Raw genomic sequence first — 23,018 nt, forward strand, 5'->3', positions numbered from 1 at the left:
TCAAAAAGCTGCCACAGGGACAGCTTTTTTCAATTTGACCTATAGAGCACCATTACCTAATACAATGCCCTCACGGCGTGGATCGACACCACCTGCATATTTGCTTTGATTATCAATCTTCACTTTCATTATTGTCGCAATACCGCTGGTTTGTGCCGTATTGGAAATACCATGTCCTTTTGCTTTCAAAGCATCAATCAGTTCAAGTAAGGATAATTGGCTATTTGAACTGTCAATATTGGTATTTGGGCTGTTGGTCGCACCAAAATTCATCAAAGACGTGGCTTGTTGTGCATTCAGGTTCCAGTCCAATGCCCCCACCAGCGTTTTTACCACATATTGAATAATGGTGCCGCCACCCGGTGAACCGGTTGCCATATAAAAATCACCCGGTGCAGTGCCTTTAAAGATCAAGGTGGGTGCCATGGTACTACGTGGACGTTTACCTCCCTCTACCCGATTCGCTAGTAATGCACCCGTCTGATCGACCGGATTGGCACTAAAATCGGTTAACTGGTTGGATAACAGGAAACCATCTACCATATGGAATGAACCCATACTCGATTCAACAGTGGAGGTCATCGACACCACATTGCCATAGGCATCGACAATGGTGAATTGAGTGGTGCCATGTTCCACGGTCTTATCTATCCCTGCATTTGAATTAAATTGACCAACTGGGGCTACGCCCATGCTTTGATCTGGATTGATCAATCCGGCACGTTGTTTCAGATAATTTTTATCAATCAAACTGGCGATGCCCTTGGCTGGTAAAGCTACAAAATCAGTGTCTGCCACATATTTATCACGGTCTGCATAGGCCAATCGCTCAGCTTCTGTGACCAGATGCACGCCCATGACATCCGGAATTCCACCTTCATTCTCTGGGTTTTTAGGCGGATATTTACTCATCTCGAAATTTTCTAAAATGCCCAGTGTTTGTGCAACTGCAATCCCACCTGATGATGGCGGTGGCATGGTACACACATAGTAACGATCGCGGTAAGTGGTGCAGATTGGCGTGCGTTTTTTGACTTTATAATCAGCTAAATCCTGTAAGGTCATCAAACTTGGCGTGATGGGTGTCCGAGCTGCATCATCCCCGACCATTTGGCCCGCTTTAGCCACAATATTTTTCGCCATCGGCCCACTGTACATGGCCTTTGCTCCTTGGCTTGCAAGTGCTTCTAGGGTTTTAGCATAAGCTTTATTGGTCATGGTCTCACCCACTTTTCGAGGGCTACCATCTGGATAAAAATAGGTTGCGACTGCATTGGCATCCAGTGCCAGATGGTCTGCATTGCTGGCAATTGCATCTGCCAGACGCCCAGGAATACGGAAGCCATGATCGGCAAGATCAATGGCCTGATCAAAAAGCCGATCCCATTTCAGTTTGCCATGCTCTTGTTGTGCCTGTTCCAGTAAGCGCATGACCCCAGGGACACCAATCGAACGGCCACTACGACGGGCACTCGGTACAGGTGCCGGTGAGGCCGGATCATGCAGATCCTGTCGAACCAGATAATATTCATTGGCAGCAGCAGGTGCGGTTTCCCGTCCATCATAGGCGGTGACCGTTTTGCTTTCTGCATCGTAGTACATCATGAAACCACTGCCCGCAATGGTACTGGATTGCGGTTCTACCAAGCCCAATACCGCCTGTACTGCAACCGCCGCATCCACCGCACTGCCGCCCGCTTTCAAGACTTCACAGCCCGCCTTTACGGCCAATGGCGTGTTCGCCACCACCATATATTTATCGGCATATTTCACTGTATTGTTTAACCGATAGCCTGAGGCGCCTTCAGGCGCTGCGGGATTACCATTCTGATCCGAACCGACCACCACACTTGAGCCATCTTCTGCCCGTTTGCTACAGCTACTTGGGTCCTGATCAATGATTAGGTTAGGGGTTGAAGGATGGCCTGTATTTGGATCTGTGCCTGATTGATCTGATGAGGAATCATTCCCACATCCTTGTAATAAACCAACAGCCAATACGCTGCTCAACCAAAATGAATATCGATGATTCACGTGATAACTCCACTATATGTGTATGCCAATCCATGCAATTTTCATGCGGGCAACTTTGTTCTCAGGGATAAAACTTTTAATCTTTGCTCAAAATACAATTTTAATAATATTGAATGATTTGGCGCTGACGTTCCTCTGCCAGCAATGCTCCTCCCTGTTTTGATTATGTCTTTTCATCATTTGCAGCTGAATTCTGGCATGCCTTGCCTGAATAAAAACAGGCAAAATCTATCAATTCTGGCTTAAGACACTATTTTTATACATAAAAAAGCACCTCCTGGGAGATGCTTGTTTCGTTCAAAATTTTTAGTGGGTCGGCATGCCACCGCTATTGCCTTTCGGCTTTGGACTCATCCAGATCAAGGCACTGGCAAAGACAAATACAATCGCCAGTAGCATAAACACATGATTGGCTGACATGGTAATCGCTTCTTTATCTACCAAATTGGCAATCACGCCCAGTGTTGCATCGGGAGAAAATCCATTCTGCAGTAAACTGTTTTGCACTTCTTGCGGATGCAGATTATTGACCATTTCACTACGTGCCACTTTGGCATGATCATCCCAAATGGTGACTGCAATTGATGCGCCAATCGCACCAGCCATGGTTCTAAGGAAGTTCATCAAGCCTGCGGCAGATGCCATTTCTTGGGGCAATACCGAGCCCATCGCAATATTCGACAACGGAATAAAGAAGAATGGCACGGCAAAACCTTGCAGAATTTGCGGCCACGCCAAGGCCATAAAGTCAGCATCAGTGACCCAGAATGCCCGCATCAGAGTAACCACGCCGAGCAAGGCCAGCCCAAAGCTTGCTAGTGCGCGTGGATCATATTTGGTCGACAGCTTCGCTACAATCGGTGACATGGTCAGACTACCAAAGCCCATCGTGGCGGTCAGATAACCCGCCCATGTGGCGGTATAGCCGAGATTGATCTGCAACCACTGGGGAATCAATACAATACTGCCAAAGAAGGAACCGAAACCAAAGGCCAGCGCCAGTACCGAAACCGCAAAACCCCGATGCCGGAACACATACAGATTGACCACAGGATGCTTTTCGGTCAGTTCCCAAATCATAAACACGATAAAACCAACAACGGCCACCAACGCCAGAATAATGATACTGGTATTGTTAAACCAGTCGCGCTCATGTCCGAGGTCCAGCATTAATTGCAGTGCACCAATCCACAGCACCAACAAACCTAGGCCAATCGCATCAATCCGCAATTTTTCGGTTTTGGTTTCAGCTACAGATAATAAGCGCACGGCGGCTAAGGCACAGACAATACCAACCGGAATATTGATAAAGAAAATCCAGTGCCAAGACAGATTATCACTGATCAAGCCCCCGAGGATCGGCCCGAGAATCGGTCCAATCACCGTGGTCATGGCCCAAAGACCCATCGCCTGTGCATGTTTTTCGGGAGGGAAAATTCGCATGAGCAGGGTTTGACTGAGTGGCATTAACGGGCCACCGCAGAGACCTTGTCCAATACGGAAAAACACCAGCATTTCCAGCGAGGTGGCTAAGCCACAGAGGAATGAAAAGATGGTAAAACCAATCAGACCGAATATAAACACACGGACTGTTCCAAACCGCCCTGCAAGCCAGCCGGTTAAAGGCACACAAATCGCTTCGGCAACCGCATAAGAGGTAATTACCCAGGTCCCTTGGGAACTGGAAACCGCAAGGTTGCCGGTAATATGCGGGACAGACACGTTGGCAATGGTGGTATCCAGGACCACCATAAAATTTGAAAGGGCGATCACAAAAGCTGCGAGTAGTAAGCGCCCGCCACTGAGTTCTGCAAAAGGAGTTTGCGTTTTCATGGCTGATTACTTCGTTGCGAGATCAATATCCGCTTGCATCGACAACCCGACGCGCAATGGATGTTGTGCAAGCTCTTTGGGATCAAGAGTAATACGTACTGGTAAACGCTGTACCACTTTAATCCAGTTCCCTGTCGCATTTTGCGCTGGAATCAAGGCAAATGCGGCGCCGGTTCCACCCGAGAAACCTTGCACAGTCCCGTGATACACCACATCATCGCCATACAGATCGGAACGTAGTGTGACCTTCTGACCTTCTCTCACTTTCGCCAGCTGGCTTTCTTTAAAGTTGGCATCGACATAGAGTGCAGATAAAGGCACCACAGACATCATCACGGTACCGGGTGCGACACGTTGCCCAATCTGAATATTGCGACGCGCGATTACCCCATCCACAGGTGCACGGATCACGGTACGTTCCAGATCTAGCGCAGCCTGCTCCACATGGGCTTTGGCCACGAGCACATCAGGTGTTGACGCTTCATTTACCCCCTGAATCAAGGCCTCATTGGCAGCGAAAGTACTTTCAGCTGCTTTACGGCTAGAGGTAGCCTGCGCCAAACCGGCCTGAGCCAGATCCAGACTGGCTTTAGCCGTCGAAACTGCGCTTTGCGCCTTGCTTAATTCTTCTTTAGAAATCGCACCTGTTGCAGCCAGCTCATTACGGCGCTTGAGCTCCAATGCCGCACGATCATAATCCGCCTGCGCTTTGGTCACTTGCGCCTGTGCGCTGCTGATCTCATCATTACGCACCACGACCTGAGAATTTAAAGAGCTACTATTTGCCTGAGTCTGCTTATATTGGCGTTGTGCTTTGGCCAGTTCGGCCTGTGCCTGTGCCAGTTGAATCTTGGCATCCCGCTCGTCTATGCGCACCAGCACATCGCCTTTTTTCACCTGTTGGGTATCTTTCACCAAGACTTCAGAAACTTGCCCACTCACCATTGAGGTAATCTGTGCGTTTTCAGCGCCTACATAAGCATTATCGGTACTAACTGAATGATTAAAGAATAACGCCCAGATGCCATACAGAATTGCAGCAAGAATGAGAATGAGCGCGAAAAATCCGAGAAATTTTTTACGTTTTGCTTTCATTGCATCATCTGATGCCGAATCTGAAGCAGCATCCTGTGAATTGGCTTGAGCGTCAGTCATAAGTTATTCCTGAAAATTAAAGAGATTTTTAACTTTTGGTTTAATCAGCCGATCAGTTTAATTTTGAAAACTTAACTGAATGTTAAAAACCAAAGTGCAACATAAGCGCAAAAATTATTTCGCATTTTAACGGCAAAAAATCATATGACGAGATTAAAAAAAATAACTGATGCGTTCAATTCTTATAAATTGATATTTTAATGACGATTAAAAACTTTAAGTTTGCTTATTGATTGATGAAGCGAACCATGCAATCTGGCAGGTCACAGCATTTAACATACCTATAAAGCATAAAGATATATTCCCTACGGGCTTGCGTATTGAGCCAAATTTGTTCTAATAAACCAAGCTGGATCAGAGTTTCTGCTCAATTCCCGATTGCTGGCAATGAGCGTAAATAACGTCATTTATGGAACAAAATGGCATTTTTCTTGCTGCTAAAACAATAAGCACTTCGCTAGGTGAAAGGACGATGACATCACTCAGCCAAAATATGGATCTTATCCATCATTCGCATCAAGCCGATTTTGCACAAAATGTAATGTCGATGATCTGTGGCGAACACCGTCTGGATACGTTGTGTCGGGAGACACTCGACTTTCATTATGAGGGTATGCGACTCCCGCATAAAAAAATGGCGATCGGGACCATCAGTTATGGCGCCAATGTCGCGATCAATATTTCCCACCTGAAAGCCTATAGCATCAGTCTGCCCTTTCATGGCAAGCAGACACTGAGTATTGGTGGCGCCAAATACCAATCCGATGCCCATACAGGGCTCATTGTTTCCAATCAGGATTTACAGGACTTGGTCATTCATCAGGATTGTCAAAAATTTCAGGTGGTGATTCCTGAACAGAGTCTGCATCAGGTCCTTGCAGAACTGCTGAATAAACCGCTTGAGCAGGCCTTGGTGTTTAACCCTGAAATCTCGCTCGGCATGACCGGATTAATGCAAGCTTGGTGGCATAATATTGAAAATTTTCTACAACTGAAATCACATTATGCTGATTTTGCCGGCTTACCAATGTTTTCTGAAGACTATGAAAATTTTGTGATTAAAGCCCTGCTCCTGTCTCAGGAAAATAATTATTCGGCAGCCCTGCATGAACGCAGCAATCAGATGGAACCCGCCTATATCCGTAAAGTGAAGAATTTTATTGTGCAACATGCACGTGAATCCTTCGATGCCGAGAGTTTACAGCGCCTGGCAGGTGTCTCTAAATCCAAGCTTTATGCAGAGTTTCAGCAGCATTATGGTCTGAGTCCGATGGCCTATCTACGTAAATATCGCCTACAACAAATTTATAAAATATTAAGTAATGCCGCCAAGTGTCAAAAGATTTCCATTTCCAAACTCGCTTATGACTGGGGCTTTAATCACCTCAGCCGTTTTGCTCAGGAATATAAAGATGAATTTGGCGAAAAACCGAGTGAAACCCGAAATAAACATGAGTAAGCATTGTTAAATAAAAAGCCCAGTCAGCGTACTGGGCTTTCTTGCCATTAACTGGTGCTTAACACAGGATTGGCTTTGTTGTTTTGATGCATCGCTTTCAGGCTGAGCGCGACAAAGGCAATAAAAGTCGGCAAGGCCAAAAGGTAGAAAATACCACCGAGGCTAATGTCATAGGTAAAGATATACGAACCGAAGAATGCCCCGAAAATGGCGCCAACTCGTCCAATCCCATGCATCCACGACACCCCCACTGCACGACACTGTGATGGATAAAATAAAGCAGCCAATGGCAGTAGTGACGATTGTGCTCCTGTCAGCAATGCCCCGATCAGGAAAATACTGATGCCAAGTAACACGATACTGGAGCTGACAAAGCCTGCAACAATGAATAGCACAAATGCTGTCAGGTAGGCATATTTAATCACCTGAGTTGGATTCAGTTTATCCATATACCAGCCCATGATCACCGCACCAATTACACCACCAAAAGGAAAAATGGAAGCGATCAGGCTAAATTGCTGGGTACTAAAGCCCGCTGTTTTTAGAATCGTCGGCATCCAGCTGGTCAGCAAATAGAATACCAATAGGCTCATAAAACAGCATAGCCACAACATCACCGATCCCCAGAGATATTTGCTTAGCACGGTTCTGACCGGGCTATCGCTATGGTTCACATCAACTTGAGCTAACTCGATTCTGACCGCATCATCAAAAGCATGACCCTGAACTTTTTCCAGAATGCTTTGGGCTGTATGTTGCTGATCTTTTTTAATCAGATACGGTACAGATTCTGGTAATTTCAAGATTAAAGCGACCACTAGAAATAAAGGAATGATCCCGCCCACAATCACCACCTTGGCCCAGCCCAGATTTTCCAGTAAATAGGCTGACAATACCCCGCCACAAGAAATGCCCAACATAAATCCACAACCTGCCAGCCCTGTTAAAAAAGCTTTGCGTTTTGCAGGCATATATTCTGAAACAATGGTGCTGATATTCGGCATAGCTGCGCCTAACCCCACACCGGTAACAAAACGGTAAAGCATCAGGTCTTGGGTAGATGAAGCAAATCCACACAGAATGGTAAATATAGAAAACAATAAAGTCGTGGATACAATCACGCCTTTACGTCCAAATTTATCCGCCAAAGGCCCAGAAATAATTGCACCAATCGACATCCCCACCAGTGCCGCGCTCAGCACGGGCGCCAATTCAGGTTTACTAATCCCCCAGTCATCCAGCAAGGCAGGCGCAATAAAACCGATAATTCCGGTATCCAAACCATCACAGAAAAACACCAGAAAGCCCAAGGCAAACACCAGCCATTGCAAGGGCGATAGCCGATCCCGATTGATCATATGATTCACATCAATTGTCTTCATTTTTATTCCCTTAAAAGTCGATATTTCAACGTATGCTCACGTTGAGATTTTTAATTTTTCAAACTGCTGATTTATCTTCAACAGAGGGATTTCCTCTCCCCCTGTTTTTACATTAATCGTCTGGCAACGCAGCCGATCAATGACCAGCCGTATTGCTCTGTAAAAACTTTTCGCTATACAAACGATAGTTGTCTAAGGCTTGTCCATCCAGCCAGCCTTTAACAGCCTCAATCATCGGTGGCGGGCCACATAGGTACATATCAAAGGGCTGTTCTGCCAGTTGCTCCCGATCCAGATGCTCATGGATATAACCTGTTTTGCCTGCCCAAGCCTCCGAAGCTTGCGTGACAATAGGTTGATAATTGAAATTTGGTAAACGTTCCGCATAGCCTTGCAAACGGGATTGTTCACACAAGTCGGTTGCCTGATTGACGCCGTAATACAGCTGGATTGCAGGTGCATTTGCCTGTTCCGCAATATTGTCCAGCATGCCTAAAAAAGCCGACAGCCCTGTTCCCCCCGCAATAAACACCAGCGGTCGTTCAACCTCACGTAAATAGAAACTACCCAAAGGTGCTTCCATCATGATGGTTTGACCGACTTGGCAACGTTCACGTAAATAATTGCTCATCACGCCATCCGGTAATAAGCGGATTAAAAACTGCAATTGATTAGTCTGATTCGGACGATTGGCAAAAGAATAAGAACGCCAGTCATCCGTTTCGGGAATCTGCAAACGCGCATATTGGCCGGGTAAAAACTCGAGTTGCTTGGCAGATGCACTGGCATCAACGTGCAAAATCGCGGTTGTCTCCGACACCAGCTCAACCTGAGTCACTTGCGTCGCAATTTTCTGTGTTTCGCCAGCGTTGCAGATTTCAGAATTGTGATCGAAGTAGAATGCCGCATTGGATTTGACCCGTGTTTGGCAAGCCAGCATTTTTCGCTCTGCTAAGTCACGTTCACTTAACGCATCTTCATCCACATATTCCTGTTCATAAATGCCTGTTTCACATTGACCCTGACAGGTTCCACACACGCCTTCACGGCAATCCAAGGGTAAATTGATGCCTTGACGAATGGCTGCATTCAGCAACAACTCATTCTCTTGGACTGAAATAAAAAAGGTTTTCCCATCGGCAAAATTAAGTGCAACTGAATGTCCCATCATGATGCTCCCTTAAACATGATAAAAATCCAACACCGAATCAATTTTGTCATTCAGCAAAATCGTGTGCTGACGGCGAATACGGAATCCTTCAGCGGTTTGTCTTAACAGATAAGTGGCATGGCCATAGAAACAACCTTCCAGCCCTTGACGGTTATATAAGGTGCTCCATCCAACTTTGGCTTCAATCAAGCCATCTGGCAGACTTTTGACCTGTACATTTTGAATACTGTGTTGGGTGCGAGGTAAGGGAGTTGCCGAGGCCGCTTTTCCAGTACGGATGCGGAATACACGATCTTCCAGCCCCGAACGGTCTGCATAATAGATATAAGACAAGCCCTGATTTGGATCTTCGACATAACGATGATCATCAATCCATTGCGGAATGTGATACTCACTATCTTCATCATAGAGTTCCAGATAGGCATCCCAGTCATAACGGTCGCATAATTCAGACTTCTGATAAAGGAATTGTGAAACGGCAAAATGTAATTCAGCAGTCATGACTTATACCTCTTCCGTTGCTGTATCAAGTTGATAAGTAATATCCTGCATTTTTAAAGCCTTGCGATTTAAACCATCCAGCATTAAACGTTGCCAATGACCATGCTGATTGACATATAAACCCTCATGCGTCAGTTCACGGCCCGTAATCACAGGTCGGATCCCGAGATCCTGTGCATTTTGAGTCATGTCATAACACCAGTTATGATGACCACGAGAGATATCACTCCAGCGCTCCAGACGCGCCTGAAAACCTTTTTGCTGTTCTCGAAACTCCACCAGATCATCTGGCGTTCCTAAGCCCGAGACATTGAAAAAGTCCTCAAACTGACGAATACGGTTACGACGTGCTTCGGTTGACTCGCCTTTTACCGCCAGACATTGGCTAATCACTTCAGTTTTATTCCATGCCACTGGACGCACAATGCGCAGCTGTGAACTGATCTGATCCATAAAGAATAAACTTGGATAAAGATTCAGGTTTCTGAGACGATGCATGGCCCATTCGGCACGCTTGGTACCATATTTTTCCAGCAGATACGGCATCACCGTGTCATAGCCAGGACGCACCGCCGGATTGGGCATATCGCTGAATAAAACACTATGACCGTTTTTAAAACTGAACCAGCCATCATCCGTCTGGTTATCACCCGCGCCTAATTTGCTGTAATCCAAGGTATCCAGATCATCACCTTTGGCCGCATTGACCTGTTGGCGATGCTGTACGGTGGAGACATAGTTGTAGTGCACGGTACTGACGTGATAGCCATCCAGTCCATTTTCATTTTGCAGTTTCCAGTTTCCTGCAAAGGTATAGGCCGACTTACCTTGCAGGACTTCCAACTCACCAGTCGGTGACTGCTCTACCATTAAGTCTAGAAAAACTTTGGCGTCCCCCAAGAAGTCTTCGAGACTATCCGTAGCCTGTGTATCCAGACTGACAAAGACAAAACCGCGATAACTGGCAATTCGCCCCTGCTTGAGTCCACGGCTGGACTTATCAAAATCTTCACAATATTCGGCAGGCGCTTTGACTTTGACCAGACGACCATCGGACTTGTAGCACCACGCATGGAAGGGACAGGTAAAAGTGGACTGATTGCCTTTGGCCACACGGGTTAAGGTCGCACCGCGATGCTCACAGGCATTGATCATGGCATGCAGTTGGCCTTGACCATCACGGCTAATGATTAACGGTTGGCGTCCAATCTGAACGGTTAGAAAATCATGATTATTGGGAATTTCACTTTCATGGCAGGCATAAATCCAGACTTTTTCAAAAATAAATTCCATTTCCAAATCAAACAGTTCAGCTTCAGTGAACATCTCGCGCGCAATACGGAATACTCCATCTTTCGGGCGAAAGTCCAGACATCCACTCACAAAGTCCTGCCATTCGGCAATATTACGTGTCGTCATTTTTATCTCCTCCAATCCATAAAAATCTTTTATTGATTGAAGCCTGATTTATGGCTGGACTCTATCCACTTTTTCCAGATCTCTATCCAGTTTGTGAATCATTTTGATCCAGCTTGCGGTGCGAATATTCAGGCACAAAAAAGCAGGCCTTAGGCCTGCTATAAAACAATCGGAATGGAGAATAAAATACTTCTGAAATGAAATCAGCCTCTCAAGCATGGCATAAGAGGCCTTCACATCGTTCTAATTTAAGCAGTAACCGGTTAATAGGCATACGATGCGATTGCAGTGGCAATCGGTTTGTCCTCATCATTGACCATGGTCATGCGCATGGTGCAGCCTTTACGACCTAGACGTAAGGTTTCGGCACGGGCAATAAAATATTTACCACGCCCTGGTGCCAGATAATCGACCCGCATATCCACCGTGGCCAGACGGGATACTTTCTTGATGGTATCAGGCAAATCTTCGGGTGCGGCACGGCGATAAAGCTGCTCCATCGCTGCTACACCACCGATACTGTCCAGAATCGTGGCCGCCACACCGCCATGTAAAATCTGGAATGCCAGGTTCCCGACCAGTTCTGGCTGCATTTCCACATAGGCTTCAATCTGATCATCGACCACGCGCATGACCATGCCACTGTATTTAAAAAATGGACAGGCATTAAATGCCTTACATAGCTGTTTCAAGACCACCTGGTGATCTGCCTTGGCACCTAACTGAATATTACCAGTCCAGTTTTTCTTTACATCATTCATACGCGGCCTACACTCAATGGAAAGAATAACTTTCCATTATTTTGCACAAATCTAAAAATATGGGGCTACAATAGCGGGGTTCGTAATTGAGCGATGTCGCTGAACTCTCCCTCAAGCGTGGCTGAATCCCTCAATTATTCCCCTAGTGTAATACTGAACATCGAGATTGTTATGACTTATACGTTCAATCGTCCAGCTTTTCCTGCGACTCGCATGCGCCGTATCCGTAAAAATGACCAACTTCGTGCCATGGTCAGCGAAACGCATTTAACGGCAGATCACTTGATTTATCCAGTGTTTGTATTACCGGGACAACAACAAACTCAAGACATTCCAAGCATGCCGAATGTTCAACGTCTATCGGCTGATTTACTGCTAAAGAAAGCGGAAACCCTGCTTGAACTCGGTGTCTCCAAACTTGCGTTATTCCCTGTTACACCACAACAAGACAAAAGTTTAACAGCGGAAGCCGCTTGGGACGAAAATGGTTTAGTTCAAACCACCTGTCGTCTACTCAAAAAAGAATTACCAGAAATGGTGCTGATTACCGACGGTGCGCTTGACCCTTATACCACACACGGTCAAGACGGTATTATTGATGACACAGGTTATGTGTTAAATGATGAAACGGTTGAATGTCTGGTGAAACAGGCACTCAGTCATGCTGCGGCTGGGGCTGATGTGATTGCACCAAGTGACATGATGGACGGCCGTATCGGTGCGATTCGCCAAGCACTCGAGCAAAACGATTTTATCTATACCAACATCATGGCCTACTCAGCGAAATATGCATCTAGCTTCTACGGTCCTTTCCGTGATGCGGTGGGCTCTGCCAGTAACCTGAAAGGCGGCAATAAATACAATTACCAAATGGATATTGGCAACCGTGCCGAAGCCTTACATGAAATCGCACTGGATCTGCAAGAAGGTGCAGATATGGTCATTGTTAAACCGGGCATGCCTTATCTGGATGTGGTGCGTGAAGTCAAAGATACTTTTGGCGTGCCAACTTTCCTGTATCAGGTCAGTGGTGAATATGCCATGCTTGCAGGTGCGATTCAGAACGGCTGGTTATCTGACAGCGTGATTCTGGAATCTTTAATGTGCTGCCGTCGTGCCGGTGCTGATGGGATCTGGACCTATTTTGCTGAAGATGCAGCACGTAAATTAAAAGAGATGAGATAAATCTCCCCTAGCCCCTCTTTAATAAAGAGGGGAAATCTTTAAACTGGTTTAACTTTATCATGCATATTGCCATCATTGGTGCGGGTATTAGCGGCTTAATGTCAGCACTGGAACTCGCTGAACAAGGCTGCTCTGTCGATATTTTTGATCAACAACAAGCAGGCCTGGCCGCTTCATGGGCAGGTGGCGGTATTCTCTCCCCCATGTATCCATGGCGTTATGCGCCTGAAGTCAATCAACTGGCGCAATACGGCAAATCGCTGTACCAGACCTGGAACGAAAAGTTACTCCCCGTCACTGGCATCGATTTTCAAATCCACGATACCGGCATGCTGATCTTTGATCAGGAAGATTTCGAAACTGGCTTGAATTATGCCAACCGATACCATGAACCAATGCAGCAATGCGAGTTGCTCAATCGCTCCAGACTCCAACAGATTAACCCCCATATTTCCCAAAAATTCCAGCAAGCCATCTACTTCCCGCAACTCTCCAATGTCCGCAATCCACGTTTATTACAATCATTAATTTGCTACTTAAAGCAACATCCGTTGGTGCGTTTTTTTGAACATTGTCCTGTTGAAAAATTAATGATTCAGAATAACAAAGTGCTCGGAATTGAAACCGAAGATGGCCGAAAATTTATGGCAGATCAGGTGGTCATCAGTTCTGGTGCATGGAGTCAGCAATGGGCCGAACAACTGCAATGTCATGTTCCTGTGCAACCGGTCCAAGGACAAATGCTGTTATTTAAAACCCCTGAAAACTGGTTACCGACCATGTGCATGAATCGGGTGATGTACCTGATTCCACGCCAAGATGGACACATTGTATGTGGTTCAAGCATGGCAGATACAGGCTTTAGCACTGCGGTAGATGAACAGACCCAACAGGATATTCTTGCTGCATGCTTAGAGATGGTTCCTGAGTTAGCGCAATTCCCGATCGTAAAACGTTGGGCTGGATTGCGTCCAAGCTCACCACAAGGGATTCCCTATATTGGTGCGATGCCTGAACTGGAAAACCTTTGGACTAATTTTGGACATTTCCGTAACGGCTTATGCATGGGTTCTGGCTCAGCACGACTGTTACGCCAACTGCTGTTAGGGCAAGAGACAATTGTTGATCCCCAAGCCTATTCACCCTTGCGCTTAAAACAACAGAATTTAATGTCTTGTTAGAATTTCGGTTAAGGCTGTATTTAAATCAGGATATTGAAACTGGAAGCCCTGATCCAGCAAAGCCTTGGGAACCACATACTGTCCATTAAGGATCAGTTGTGACTGCTCTCCCAACACCAATGTAAACACACATTTGGGCAGGGTCATAAAAGGTTTGCGCTTTAAAATGTGGGCAGCCACTTGAGCAAACTGTTGTTGATTGACCTGATCAGGGGCAACAAGGTTATACACCTTTTGGCAATGATCCGATTGCAGCAGAAAAAGGATGGCATTCAGTACATCCTGAATATGAATCCACACCACCGGTTGCTGTCCTGAAGCAATTTTGGCAACAGCATTTAAGCGGATCGGTAACAGCATCTGCGGCAAAATTCCGCCCTGCCCGAAAACCACGCCTAAACGAATAATCTTGGTCTTTTGCTGGGTAAATTTTAAAGCCGTTTGCTCCCATCTCTGGCACAAATCAGACATAAAAATCGCCTGTGGTGGCATATTTTCATCACAAACAAGCTTCCATTGCTGTTGAGGATCAATCCCGTAATAACCAATCGCAGAACCGGAAATAATGCATGTCGGAAAAATTTGCCGTTGTTCCAGCCATTGATACAGCTGCTCAGTCATTGCCACACGGCTGTGTATCAACTGCTGCTTACGTTGTTCCGTCCAGCGTTTTGCACCAATATTTTCGCCCGCCAGATTAATCACATAATCAATGTGTTGTGTTTCAATTTGATCAAGATCATTTACCCAACGCAGTGCTGAATGCGACGATACCCGATTGGGCTGGCGGGTCAGTGCAATGATGTAATAGCCTCGCGCTATTAGGAATGGCAGCAAATACGAACCGATAAAACCGCTAGCGCCTGTAATTAAAACTGTCTGTTTCTGTATTACACTCTCATCCTGCATGATATTGATCAGATCAATGTCTAAGTCTTAGCAGAATAAAAGTGAATGACAAGGAAACTTTCTTTAATTAGTGAAACATCTTTGTGGCCATTCTCTGTGCCTGCGGTCCATAAAACCAGTAAGTAATGAGAAATAAAGGTAAGGCAATCACCAACCACATTCCCAATACAGCCAGTAAAAATTGTGGCTGTTTTAAATAAAGCAGGAAGTTCTGCCAGATTTCAGGATCTTTACGCGCAAAAATATATAGCCCGAGTAACAGACCACATGCATTGTACGCCCAAAAAATCAGACTAAAGCCAATGCTTAAGCGCTTTTTCTCTTGCGCATTGGGTGCACGACGCTGTTGCTTGAGAAATTTAAACAAAACAAAAATGATGGCAATGAGATAAGGAATCGCGGTGAGCACACCGCCTAGACTATTTGGTAGAATTGCAGCCAGCACACCAGCAATTAACGTCGAGGCCAAACAAATAATAAAAAACCAGAGATAATACAAACGCAATGAAATCATAAAGATAAACCTAATTAGACTGGCTTTAAGAAATAATTATAAATTTTTTTCACTTTTTTTTCATTTTTATGTCAACCAATCCTCAACCCGCAGCGTTATATAGGGTACAAGGTCGCAGCAACCGATTGGACATTGCACGGCATCCGCAATGTTTTCGGTGACCTTTCATTATGACTCTCCATCTTTAACAATGGTTGTGTTAGCAGCCATAACCATTGAAAAAGATTTTGACCGACGATTTATCATCACTCGAATCGTCGGTTTTTATTTGCCTGCGATTTGAGTTTGTTCAGGTATCGGCAACATACATGTTGATCAACTGACCATCATCTTCGGTGACCTTCGTTAAAAATGTCCAGCCACATTTTTCATAGAAATCATTTAAATCTGTCACCAGATACAACTTTTCAAAGCCAGCGTTTTTCATCTCTGTCCGAGCAAAATCTAATAGTTGTCTGGCAATATTCTGCTTTCGATAAGTCTCTTCAACAAATAAGGCACATAAATTTGGTGTCAGGTCTTTGCGGTCATGGAAGTCATTATCAATCACCCCTGCACCCGCAATAATGCGCTGCCTGTCATCCAGAATCACATACCATTGTGGAATGGCTTGTGACTGTTCAATCGAGGTCTGCATGCTGTCACGGTATGCTTCAACAGGAATCTCCCATTTTTGCGCAAACCAATTGGCAGCCTGATCCAAAAGCTCAGGATGATCGGCTAACTTCATTATCTTCATCAAGGTTTAATCACTCTCCGCTATTCTCATTAAACTCATAAAATTTATTTGAGTAATCAAATCAAAAAGGACAAGTTTACTCATTTACATAAAGCTTTAGCACGCTCATGCCAGTTCTGTCTAGAATGAATCAAGCACAATAAAGACCAAGGAATAAAATCATGAATACTGTTGCCTATTTTGAAATTCAATCATCCAATCCTCAACGCGACGTCCATTTTTACCAGTCTGCATTTGGCTGGCATTTTGAAAAAGTGGAAGGCCTGCCGATTGAATATTATCGCATTGAAACAGAGGGAATTCACGGCAGCTTACTACAACGCCCAGTGGCGACTCCACCCACAGGATGCGGGACCAATGCCTTTACCTGCACCATAGAAGTCGAAAACTTTGATGAAACAGCAGCTAAAATTCTTAGCCTCGGCGGCATTGTGGCAATGGATAAATTCGCAATCCCGAACCGTTGCTGGCAGGGCTATTTTCTTGATCCTGATCATAATACCTTTGGTATTTGTGAGCTAGATGAAAATGCAGTATAAAATAAATTATTAATTTTTAATGAGAAATCACAATGCCTTTTCCAATTACAGAGGAATATATTATAGCGGCAGAAAGGGAATTACAGCTTATATTTCCTCAAGCATTCAAAAACAAAATGATTGAGGAAAATGGCGGTGAATTATTCATCGCAGATGATCATTGGGAAATCTTTCCTTTTTTTGATGAGTCCACTCCAAAAAGAAAAATACGTACATGTAATCATATTGTGAGAGAAACTAAGCTCGCAAGAACATGGGATGGATTTCCAGATTCTGCAATTGCGTTTGCTCAAAATGATTGTGGCGATTATTTAATTTTTCTTCCTGAGCCTTTCAACTCCAATGTTTTATCAGAATCTGTCTATGTTTGGTTTCATGAAACTCATCAAGTCGAACAAATCACTGATCCATTATTTTAAAAATATTATTAATGCCCCTTAAACTGCGGCGGACGTTTTTCTAACATGGCACGGACACCCTCTTGTGCATCCTGTGATTCAAACAATGGCATCAGATAACTGTTCATCTTTTCAAATGCCGCCATCTGCCCTTGAGTTAGCGCATCGGTTGCAGAAGCTAATAAAGCCTGTACCGCAAGTGGTGCGGAGAGGCAAATCTCTTTGGCAATTTCAATGGCTCGCTGCAACTGTTGTCCATTTTCCACAATCTCGGAAATCAGATTGAGTTGATCCGCCGTTTTCGCATCGAAAGTTTTACCGGTTAATAAATATGGCATGGCTTTTTGCCATCCCGCAGCCTGCACAAAGCGCACCGTTGCCCCACCAAATGGCATGATGCCACGTAGCACTTCAAGCTGACCAAAGACGGTATTCTCGCTGGCAATGACCACATCGGCATTCAGCATCAACTCAACTCCTGCGGTATAACAAATTCCCTGTACCGCCACCACCACGGGTTTACTGCGATGCCGGCCCGCTGTTCCCCACGGGTTAATTTGTTGTTCGGCAAAATTAAAGATGCCTTCGGCTATCTTCGGTTGTAACTCAACCAGATCCAGGCCCGCTGTAAAATGGTCGCCATGTGCAAAAATTACCGCACAACGAAGTTCAGGATCCTGCTCATATTCAGTTAACGCCAGAGACAAATCCTGAATCATATGACTATCAAAGGCATTCCGTTTTTCCACACGGTCCAGCCCAATCAACATAATCTGATCCGTCACTTCACGGCTTACTTTACCTAAGCTCATCTTTATGCCTCATTTTTTATTGCATGACTTTATCTTCAAACTAGAGCAACGTTTAAAAATGATCAAGCGCGATCATGTACTACTTTTCTGCTCAGCAAGATTCTCCTTTCCGCTTAAATACGTGCTACCTTATTCTGGTTCAATTCTTTTTTTAGATTCATTTATGACTGTGCGTTTTTTTCATACTTCTGACTGGCATTTGGGGCAATTCTTTTATAATCATTCCCGCCATTATGAACATGAACAATTTCTGACATGGTTACTTGAGCAAATCAAACAGAAACAGCCGCATGCCTTGCTGATTGCAGGTGATATTTTTGATGTCATCAATCCGAGTTCTCAGGCACAAAAACAACTCTACCAATTCCTTGCCGATGCGCATGAACTTGCACCGCATATGCAAACCCTCATGATTGCAGGCAATCACGATTCAGGCTACCGAATTGAACAGGTTGAACCCTTATTGGCCAAATATAATGCCAAAACGGTTGGCGTGATTCGCTGGAAGGAAGATAAAACGCTGGATCTGGAACGTTTAATTCTGCCGATTTATGATGAGCAAAAACAGATTGTCGCGTGGTGTATTGCCTTGCCCTTCTTGCGTTCTGCCGAAATCACGGGGTTTAATGAACACACCACCAATAGCCAGAATGCCATTGCTTATCTACACCAACAATTAATCGAAGAAGCCAAACGTCGTAAAACCGAGGATCAAGCGCTGATTCTGATGTCGCATGCACATATGCAAGGCGGGGAAACTTCTGATTCTGAACGCCCAATTATCATTGGCAATGAAGAAGCACTTTCGACCAGCCTGTTCGATGACAGCATTGATTATGTAGCGCTGGGGCATTTGCATAAACCGCAAAAGGTACAACATCCACATATTCGTTATAGCGGCTCTCCAATTCCACTGTCATTTAGTGAAATCAACTATAAGCATCAGATTGTTGATGTCACCATTGATTCGACCCAACCAGAAAATAAGCTAAATTTTGAAGCATTGGCAATTCCGCGAAGCATTCAACTCTATAAGATTAAGGATGAACTCACAGCGGTCATGCAGCAGCTTAAAAACCTACCGAGTGGCCCCATCGAAAATCTCGAGCATCGTGAATATGTCGATATCGAATATCATACCGCGATTCCCCCACAGCCGAATTTGCGCCAACAATTTGAAGATGCCTTGCCGAAGGATCGCTATCGTCTGGTACGTATTTCCAGACAGTATTTATCCAATGAAAATAATACTGAAACCAAGCAGAGCATCAGCCTGGAACCCCCGACACCGGAAAAACTATTCCAGCAGATCTGGGAGAAAAAGGGCTATCACGCCGATGATGACGTCACCAAAGATTTCTTAATTCTGGTGAATGAAGCACAGAAAAAACTTGAAGATGATCAAAGTTCTTAAGGATTTGCCATGAAAATTTTATCGATTCGGCTAAAAAATCTGGCATCTCTTGCAGGCGAACACTTTATTGATTTTGAATGCGACCCGTTGGCCAATGCGGGACTGATCGCCGTTGTCGGCAAAACTGGCGCTGGTAAATCCACCATTTTAGATGCCATGTGTCTGGCCCTGTTTAATAAAATTCCCCGCCTTAAGGAAAGTGATGGCAAGCTTCTGGATGTGGATGGTTCTGAACTGCTGACCAACTCTCCCCTGACCGTTTTACGTCGTGGTACAGGACACGGCTTTGCTGAACTGTGTTTTGTGGCACAAGACCAAAAACATTATCAGGCGCGTTGGGAAATTAAACGTGCCCGTGAAAATGCCAGTGGGAAGCTGCAAAGTGTGCAGCGCTCGCTTAAATGCCTCACCGACGGTGTGGTAGTAGCAGACAAGACCAAAGCCGTCGAAAGCCATATCCAGCAAATTACCCAACTCAGTTTTGAACAGTTTACCCGCGCCGTTTTACTGGCGCAGTCTGAGGTCACGGCATTTTTAAAAGCCCGTGATACCGAACGGGGCGAATTGCTGGAGTATCTGACCAATTCCAGTATCTTTGCCAAAATTGGACAACTGGCCTTTGAAAAGACCCGAGAAATCACCAATCAGCGCAAACAGCTGGAAAATGTTTTAGGCCATATCGAAATTCGTTCCGATGAGGAAGTTGCCGAATTACAGGCTCAGTTTCAACAGCTCCAACAACAGGTCCAGCAACTTGAGAACGAGCGAAACCAGCTTAAACAACAACAACAGTGGTTTGAGCAGCAACAAAAGCTTAAAAGTGAAGTTATCTTCAAACAACAGCAGCATGAGACGCAACTCAATGCCCATGCTGGATTAGCAACAGATCGCCAACTGCTCGAACAACTGGATATCTTTTCCGAGATTCGCCCTGTTGCTTTTCAACAGCAGCAAATCCAAAAAACACTGCAACAACTTGAACCACAACTGCAGCAGAAACAGCAAGATTTTAGTCGCTTTACCTCAGCGTTTGAGCAGGAAAAAGTCCGCTATACGCAAGCAGAAACGGCGCTACAACAGTTTCAGAATTTTGAGTTGCAACATCAAGATGAGTTGAATCAGGTCCGTAAATATGTGCAGGAACGAGACTATATTGCAGAAGATTATAAAAAGACCAAAAGCAGACTGGCACATGTTGAAACTCAGCAACAGCCTCTACTGCAACAGCAGCAACAGCTTGAGCAACATATTCAGAATTTAAGTACACAACAGGCAACCTGTATTGAGCAATTACAGCGCAGTGGCCACTTCTCGGTTTTGGATAAGGGTCTGCATGCCCATGTACAGCAGCTCGAACAGTTTATTCAGCATTATCAAAAAGTTGAAAATACCCTTGGGAATATTCAACAGGCTCAGGTCAAACTTGAGCAAGATAAACACTTACTTGATCAATTAAACTCGCAGTTTGGTAGCCCGCAGCAGATTGAGTCTAAGCTAGAACAAAAACAGGCACAAAAAGAGCAATTATTGACTCAATTGAATCAACTGGATGTGATTCAGCAAAAATTACAGCATTATTTTCAATTAAAAAATGAAGCGTCAGCACTCAAACAAACCCTGGGCGCACTACAACACCAATCTCAACAGCTTGAGCAAAATACTCAAAAAGCGGAAAATGAATTTCAGGCCGCAAAAACCGAACGGGAAAAATTACAACATATTCTGCAACAGCAACGCCTATTACACGCAGAAAATGTTGAACATTTACGTGCTGAACTGAAACAAGGTGAAGCCTGTCTGGTCTGTGGCAGTACCGAGCATCCCTATCGTGATGATGAAAGTCAGGTGTCTAAGGCCTTATTTACATTACAACAACAGCAGGAACAACAGGCTTTACAGCAAGAACAGCAATGCTTTCAACAATGGCAGCATACACAGCAGCAATTTACCCAACTGCAATCCGAGCACAAGCAGCAGCAAAACGCCTTACAACAGGCCCAGAACAAACTAAACACGCAACAGCAAGAATTACAGCACTATTTGACTCAAACCCAGATCCAACTCGATTTGAATGTTGCGCAACCTGAACTTGAAGTTTACCTGCAAGGCTTAAGCACTCAATCTACACAGACAAAACAACAGCTTGAGCAGGAATTACACCAGCTCAGCCAGGCCAGCAAACAGCAGCTTCATTTAAATCAGTCTATTCAAAATACGGCTTATCAACTGGAAAACGTACAGCAATTACAACAACAGATTCAGCATATTGTAGATTGTCTGGAAAGTCGTGAGAAAACGCTTTGGCTAGAACAACCGCTTCGCCAGTCGCAAAAGGTTGTGCAGCATTTAAAGCAACGCCTGCAACAGCTTGATCATGCGGATGCACTCAGCAAACAACAACAACACAGCACTCAACAACTCAATTTATTCATATCAAATCTGAATGCCTTGAATACCCGGCATGCTGAACTGACTCAGCAATTGCAGGACATTGCAAAAAAGGGGCAACAAAATAGTGAGGCTGCCAATCAACTCATTCAGGCAATGGCCGGTTCAACCGAACTCAAAGCCAATGAATGGTTGCATCAGCATGATCAGCAACGACAGCAGGTGCAGCATCAATACCAGCAATTTAAACAGAATTTCGAACTGGCACGACAAAACTTTGAGCAACACAAGAATGAACTGGAACAGCTCAAAGCCCAGCATCAACACAATCAGCATGCATTGACTCAATGCAAAAATGAAATTAGTGCATGGCTGACGCAGCACACCCAGTTTGAGGAGCTGCAACTGAGTCAGTTGCTGGCCATTTCGTCTACACAGGAACAACAGATCCGCTTGACGCTGCAAAATGCAGAGCGTGTTCTCAGCGAAGCTGCCTATGCGCTCAAAACTGCACAACAGCAATTAAACGAGCATCAACAACAGCAGCCGGAGATCCAGCAGGAACAGCTGTCTGAGCTGATTCAGTTAAATCAGGACAAACTGCAACAGCAGCTTGAACAACGCGATCAATATAAAGTTCAGCTGGAACTGCATCAGCAAAATCTTGCCAAGCAAAAACAGTTTGCCGAGCAGATCCAGCAAATTCAGCAACAGGAGCACCGCTGGAATAAGATTTCGAGCCTGATTGGCGATTCTAAGGGCAAAGATTTCCGTGATTTGGCGCAACAGTATAATCTGGATATTTTGCTGGAATATGCCAATCAGCAATTGGCGATGTTATCGCAACGTTACACTTTAAAACGTCTGGATAACTCGCTCAGTCTAGCGATTATCGACCATGATATGGATGGCGAAATCCGTTCGGTGGCTTCGCTCTCAGGTGGAGAGTCCTTCCTCACCGCCCTGGCGATTTCCTTGGCGATAGCCAATATGGCCTCGGGTTCGATGAAAATTGAATCACTGTTTATTGATGAAGGTTTTGGGACACTGGATGCATCGTCATTGCACATGGTGATGAATGCGCTGGATCAATTGCAAAGTCAGGGTCGTAAAGTAATCTTAATTTCGCATATTCAGGAAATGCATGAACGGATTCCTGTACAGATTCAGGTACAACCTGTTGGATCAGGTTCGAGTCGGATTGAAATTGTGGGTTAAAGCATT

19 protein-coding genes are annotated in these 23,018 nt (G+C 44.9%); 7 read left to right on the plus strand and 12 right to left on the minus strand.

The window, feature by feature from the left end:
* Positions 1-39: 39 nt before the first annotated feature.
* The 3 genes from ggt to JO943_RS05870 all read right to left on the minus strand — a co-directional run bounded on the left by ggt (position 40) and on the right by JO943_RS05870 (position 5,022).
* Positions 40-2,034, minus strand: a complete 1,995-nt coding sequence (gene ggt, locus JO943_RS05860) for a gamma-glutamyltransferase (protein WP_202740245.1) — start codon at positions 2,032-2,034, stop codon at positions 40-42.
* Between the two features lie 306 nt (positions 2,035-2,340).
* Entirely contained in the window at positions 2,341-3,867 is a 1,527-nt protein-coding gene (locus JO943_RS05865) for a DHA2 family efflux MFS transporter permease subunit (RefSeq protein WP_005229111.1), read from the minus strand.
* Between the two features lie 6 nt (positions 3,868-3,873).
* Entirely contained in the window at positions 3,874-5,022 is a 1,149-nt protein-coding gene (locus tag JO943_RS05870) for an HlyD family efflux transporter periplasmic adaptor subunit (RefSeq protein ID WP_005229108.1), read from the minus strand.
* A 472-nt stretch (positions 5,023-5,494) separates the two neighbouring features.
* On the opposite strand from JO943_RS05870, the gene JO943_RS05875 reads away from it, so the two are divergent.
* A complete protein-coding gene (locus JO943_RS05875; protein ID WP_202740246.1) occupies positions 5,495-6,481 on the plus strand; it encodes an AraC family transcriptional regulator in 987 nt (328 codons plus the stop codon).
* Positions 6,482-6,528: 47 nt separating this feature from the next.
* Here JO943_RS05875 and JO943_RS05880 read toward each other — a convergent pair whose 3' ends face one another.
* The 5 genes from JO943_RS05880 to JO943_RS05900 all read right to left on the minus strand — a co-directional run bounded on the left by JO943_RS05880 (position 6,529) and on the right by JO943_RS05900 (position 11,715).
* On the minus strand, positions 6,529-7,863 hold the full coding sequence (locus JO943_RS05880; RefSeq protein ID WP_202740247.1) for an MFS transporter: 1,335 nt from the start codon (positions 7,861-7,863) through the stop codon (positions 6,529-6,531).
* A gap of 136 nt (positions 7,864-7,999) precedes the next feature.
* Entirely contained in the window at positions 8,000-9,037 is a 1,038-nt protein-coding gene (antC, locus tag JO943_RS05885) for an anthranilate 1,2-dioxygenase electron transfer component AntC (protein ID WP_155757726.1), read from the minus strand.
* A 6-nt stretch (positions 9,038-9,043) separates the two neighbouring features.
* Positions 9,044-9,535 carry an anthranilate 1,2-dioxygenase small subunit gene (gene antB / locus JO943_RS05890; RefSeq protein ID WP_202740248.1) on the minus strand — a complete coding sequence of 164 codons (492 nt, stop codon included), beginning with the start codon at positions 9,533-9,535 and terminating at the stop codon, positions 9,044-9,046.
* A 3-nt stretch (positions 9,536-9,538) separates the two neighbouring features.
* Positions 9,539-10,954, minus strand: a complete 1,416-nt coding sequence (antA, locus tag JO943_RS05895) for an anthranilate 1,2-dioxygenase large subunit (RefSeq protein ID WP_202740249.1) — start codon at positions 10,952-10,954, stop codon at positions 9,539-9,541.
* A gap of 263 nt (positions 10,955-11,217) precedes the next feature.
* The gene (locus JO943_RS05900) at positions 11,218-11,715 is read right to left on the minus strand and encodes a thioesterase family protein (RefSeq protein ID WP_005229102.1); all 498 of its coding nucleotides are present in this window, start codon (positions 11,713-11,715) and stop codon (positions 11,218-11,220) included.
* 171 nt (positions 11,716-11,886) lie between these two features.
* Here JO943_RS05900 and hemB point away from each other — a divergent pair, with 171 nt between their 5' ends.
* Together hemB and thiO are read left to right on the plus strand one after the other, a co-directional pair.
* Positions 11,887-12,900, plus strand: a complete 1,014-nt coding sequence (hemB, locus tag JO943_RS05905; protein WP_005229100.1) for a porphobilinogen synthase — start codon at positions 11,887-11,889, stop codon at positions 12,898-12,900.
* Between the two features lie 59 nt (positions 12,901-12,959).
* Positions 12,960-14,081: a glycine oxidase ThiO gene (thiO, locus tag JO943_RS05910; RefSeq protein WP_202740250.1), complete on the plus strand. Its 1,122-nt coding sequence runs from the start codon at positions 12,960-12,962 to the stop codon at positions 14,079-14,081.
* Here the strand turns inward: thiO and JO943_RS05915 are convergent.
* The 3 genes from JO943_RS05915 to JO943_RS05925 all read right to left on the minus strand — a co-directional run bounded on the left by JO943_RS05915 (position 14,067) and on the right by JO943_RS05925 (position 16,243).
* The gene (locus tag JO943_RS05915) at positions 14,067-14,972 is read right to left on the minus strand and encodes a TIGR01777 family oxidoreductase (RefSeq protein WP_202740288.1); all 906 of its coding nucleotides are present in this window, start codon (positions 14,970-14,972) and stop codon (positions 14,067-14,069) included. The two genes, thiO and JO943_RS05915, sit on opposite strands and share 15 nt — an antisense overlap.
* Positions 14,973-15,057: 85 nt before the next feature.
* Positions 15,058-15,504 (minus strand): ABZJ_00895 family protein, encoded by a 447-nt coding sequence (locus tag JO943_RS05920; RefSeq protein ID WP_202740251.1) that lies wholly within the window; start codon positions 15,502-15,504, stop codon positions 15,058-15,060.
* Positions 15,505-15,793: 289 nt separating this feature from the next.
* Positions 15,794-16,243 carry a GNAT family N-acetyltransferase gene (locus JO943_RS05925; RefSeq protein WP_202740252.1) on the minus strand — a complete coding sequence of 150 codons (450 nt, stop codon included), beginning with the start codon at positions 16,241-16,243 and terminating at the stop codon, positions 15,794-15,796.
* A gap of 161 nt (positions 16,244-16,404) precedes the next feature.
* Here JO943_RS05925 and JO943_RS05930 point away from each other — a divergent pair, with 161 nt between their 5' ends.
* Together JO943_RS05930 and JO943_RS05935 are read left to right on the plus strand one after the other, a co-directional pair.
* Positions 16,405-16,782, plus strand: a complete 378-nt coding sequence (locus JO943_RS05930) for a VOC family protein (RefSeq protein WP_202740253.1) — start codon at positions 16,405-16,407, stop codon at positions 16,780-16,782.
* A gap of 32 nt (positions 16,783-16,814) precedes the next feature.
* Positions 16,815-17,201 (plus strand): SMI1/KNR4 family protein, encoded by a 387-nt coding sequence (locus JO943_RS05935; RefSeq protein WP_202740254.1) that lies wholly within the window; start codon positions 16,815-16,817, stop codon positions 17,199-17,201.
* Between the two features lie 8 nt (positions 17,202-17,209).
* Here JO943_RS05935 and JO943_RS05940 read toward each other — a convergent pair whose 3' ends face one another.
* A complete protein-coding gene (locus JO943_RS05940; RefSeq protein WP_202740255.1) occupies positions 17,210-17,992 on the minus strand; it encodes a crotonase/enoyl-CoA hydratase family protein in 783 nt (260 codons plus the stop codon).
* A gap of 163 nt (positions 17,993-18,155) precedes the next feature.
* Between JO943_RS05940 and JO943_RS05945 the strand changes: the two genes are divergently transcribed.
* On the plus strand, positions 18,156-19,406 hold the full coding sequence (locus JO943_RS05945; RefSeq protein ID WP_202740256.1) for an exonuclease SbcCD subunit D: 1,251 nt from the start codon (positions 18,156-18,158) through the stop codon (positions 19,404-19,406).
* A gap of 9 nt (positions 19,407-19,415) precedes the next feature.
* Positions 19,416-23,012 (plus strand): AAA family ATPase, encoded by a 3,597-nt coding sequence (locus JO943_RS05950; RefSeq protein WP_202740257.1) that lies wholly within the window; start codon positions 19,416-19,418, stop codon positions 23,010-23,012.
* Positions 23,013-23,018 lie beyond the last annotated feature (6 nt).

Origin of the sequence: Acinetobacter sp. 'aerobic (ED)', from assembly GCF_904886855.1 — a bacterium.
GTDB classification, from domain to species: domain Bacteria; phylum Pseudomonadota; class Gammaproteobacteria; order Pseudomonadales; family Moraxellaceae; genus Acinetobacter; species Acinetobacter courvalinii.

What these genes read in the sequence shown, in the direction of transcription:
- JO943_RS05865 (WP_005229111.1), bottom strand. Translation starts at nt 3,867, where the DNA reads ATGAAAACGCAAACTCCTTTTGCAGAACTCAGTGGCGGGCGCTTACTA.
- JO943_RS05870 (WP_005229108.1), bottom strand. Translation starts at nt 5,022, where the DNA reads ATGACTGACGCTCAAGCCAATTCACAGGATGCTGCTTCAGATTCGGCA.
- JO943_RS05875 (WP_202740246.1), top strand. Translation starts at nt 5,495, where the DNA reads ATGACATCACTCAGCCAAAATATGGATCTTATCCATCATTCGCATCAA.
- JO943_RS05880 (WP_202740247.1), bottom strand. Translation starts at nt 7,863, where the DNA reads ATGAAGACAATTGATGTGAATCATATGATCAATCGGGATCGGCTATCG.
- antB (WP_202740248.1), bottom strand. Translation starts at nt 9,535, where the DNA reads ATGACTGCTGAATTACATTTTGCCGTTTCACAATTCCTTTATCAGAAG.
- antA (WP_202740249.1), bottom strand. Translation starts at nt 10,954, where the DNA reads ATGACGACACGTAATATTGCCGAATGGCAGGACTTTGTGAGTGGATGT.
- JO943_RS05900 (WP_005229102.1), bottom strand. Translation starts at nt 11,715, where the DNA reads ATGAATGATGTAAAGAAAAACTGGACTGGTAATATTCAGTTAGGTGCC.
- hemB (WP_005229100.1), top strand. Translation starts at nt 11,887, where the DNA reads ATGACTTATACGTTCAATCGTCCAGCTTTTCCTGCGACTCGCATGCGC.
- thiO (WP_202740250.1), top strand. Translation starts at nt 12,960, where the DNA reads ATGCATATTGCCATCATTGGTGCGGGTATTAGCGGCTTAATGTCAGCA.
- JO943_RS05920 (WP_202740251.1), bottom strand. Translation starts at nt 15,504, where the DNA reads ATGATTTCATTGCGTTTGTATTATCTCTGGTTTTTTATTATTTGTTTG.
- JO943_RS05925 (WP_202740252.1), bottom strand. Translation starts at nt 16,243, where the DNA reads ATGAAGATAATGAAGTTAGCCGATCATCCTGAGCTTTTGGATCAGGCT.
- JO943_RS05930 (WP_202740253.1), top strand. Translation starts at nt 16,405, where the DNA reads ATGAATACTGTTGCCTATTTTGAAATTCAATCATCCAATCCTCAACGC.
- JO943_RS05935 (WP_202740254.1), top strand. Translation starts at nt 16,815, where the DNA reads ATGCCTTTTCCAATTACAGAGGAATATATTATAGCGGCAGAAAGGGAA.
- JO943_RS05940 (WP_202740255.1), bottom strand. Translation starts at nt 17,992, where the DNA reads ATGAGCTTAGGTAAAGTAAGCCGTGAAGTGACGGATCAGATTATGTTG.
- JO943_RS05945 (WP_202740256.1), top strand. Translation starts at nt 18,156, where the DNA reads ATGACTGTGCGTTTTTTTCATACTTCTGACTGGCATTTGGGGCAATTC.
- JO943_RS05950 (WP_202740257.1), top strand. Translation starts at nt 19,416, where the DNA reads ATGAAAATTTTATCGATTCGGCTAAAAAATCTGGCATCTCTTGCAGGC.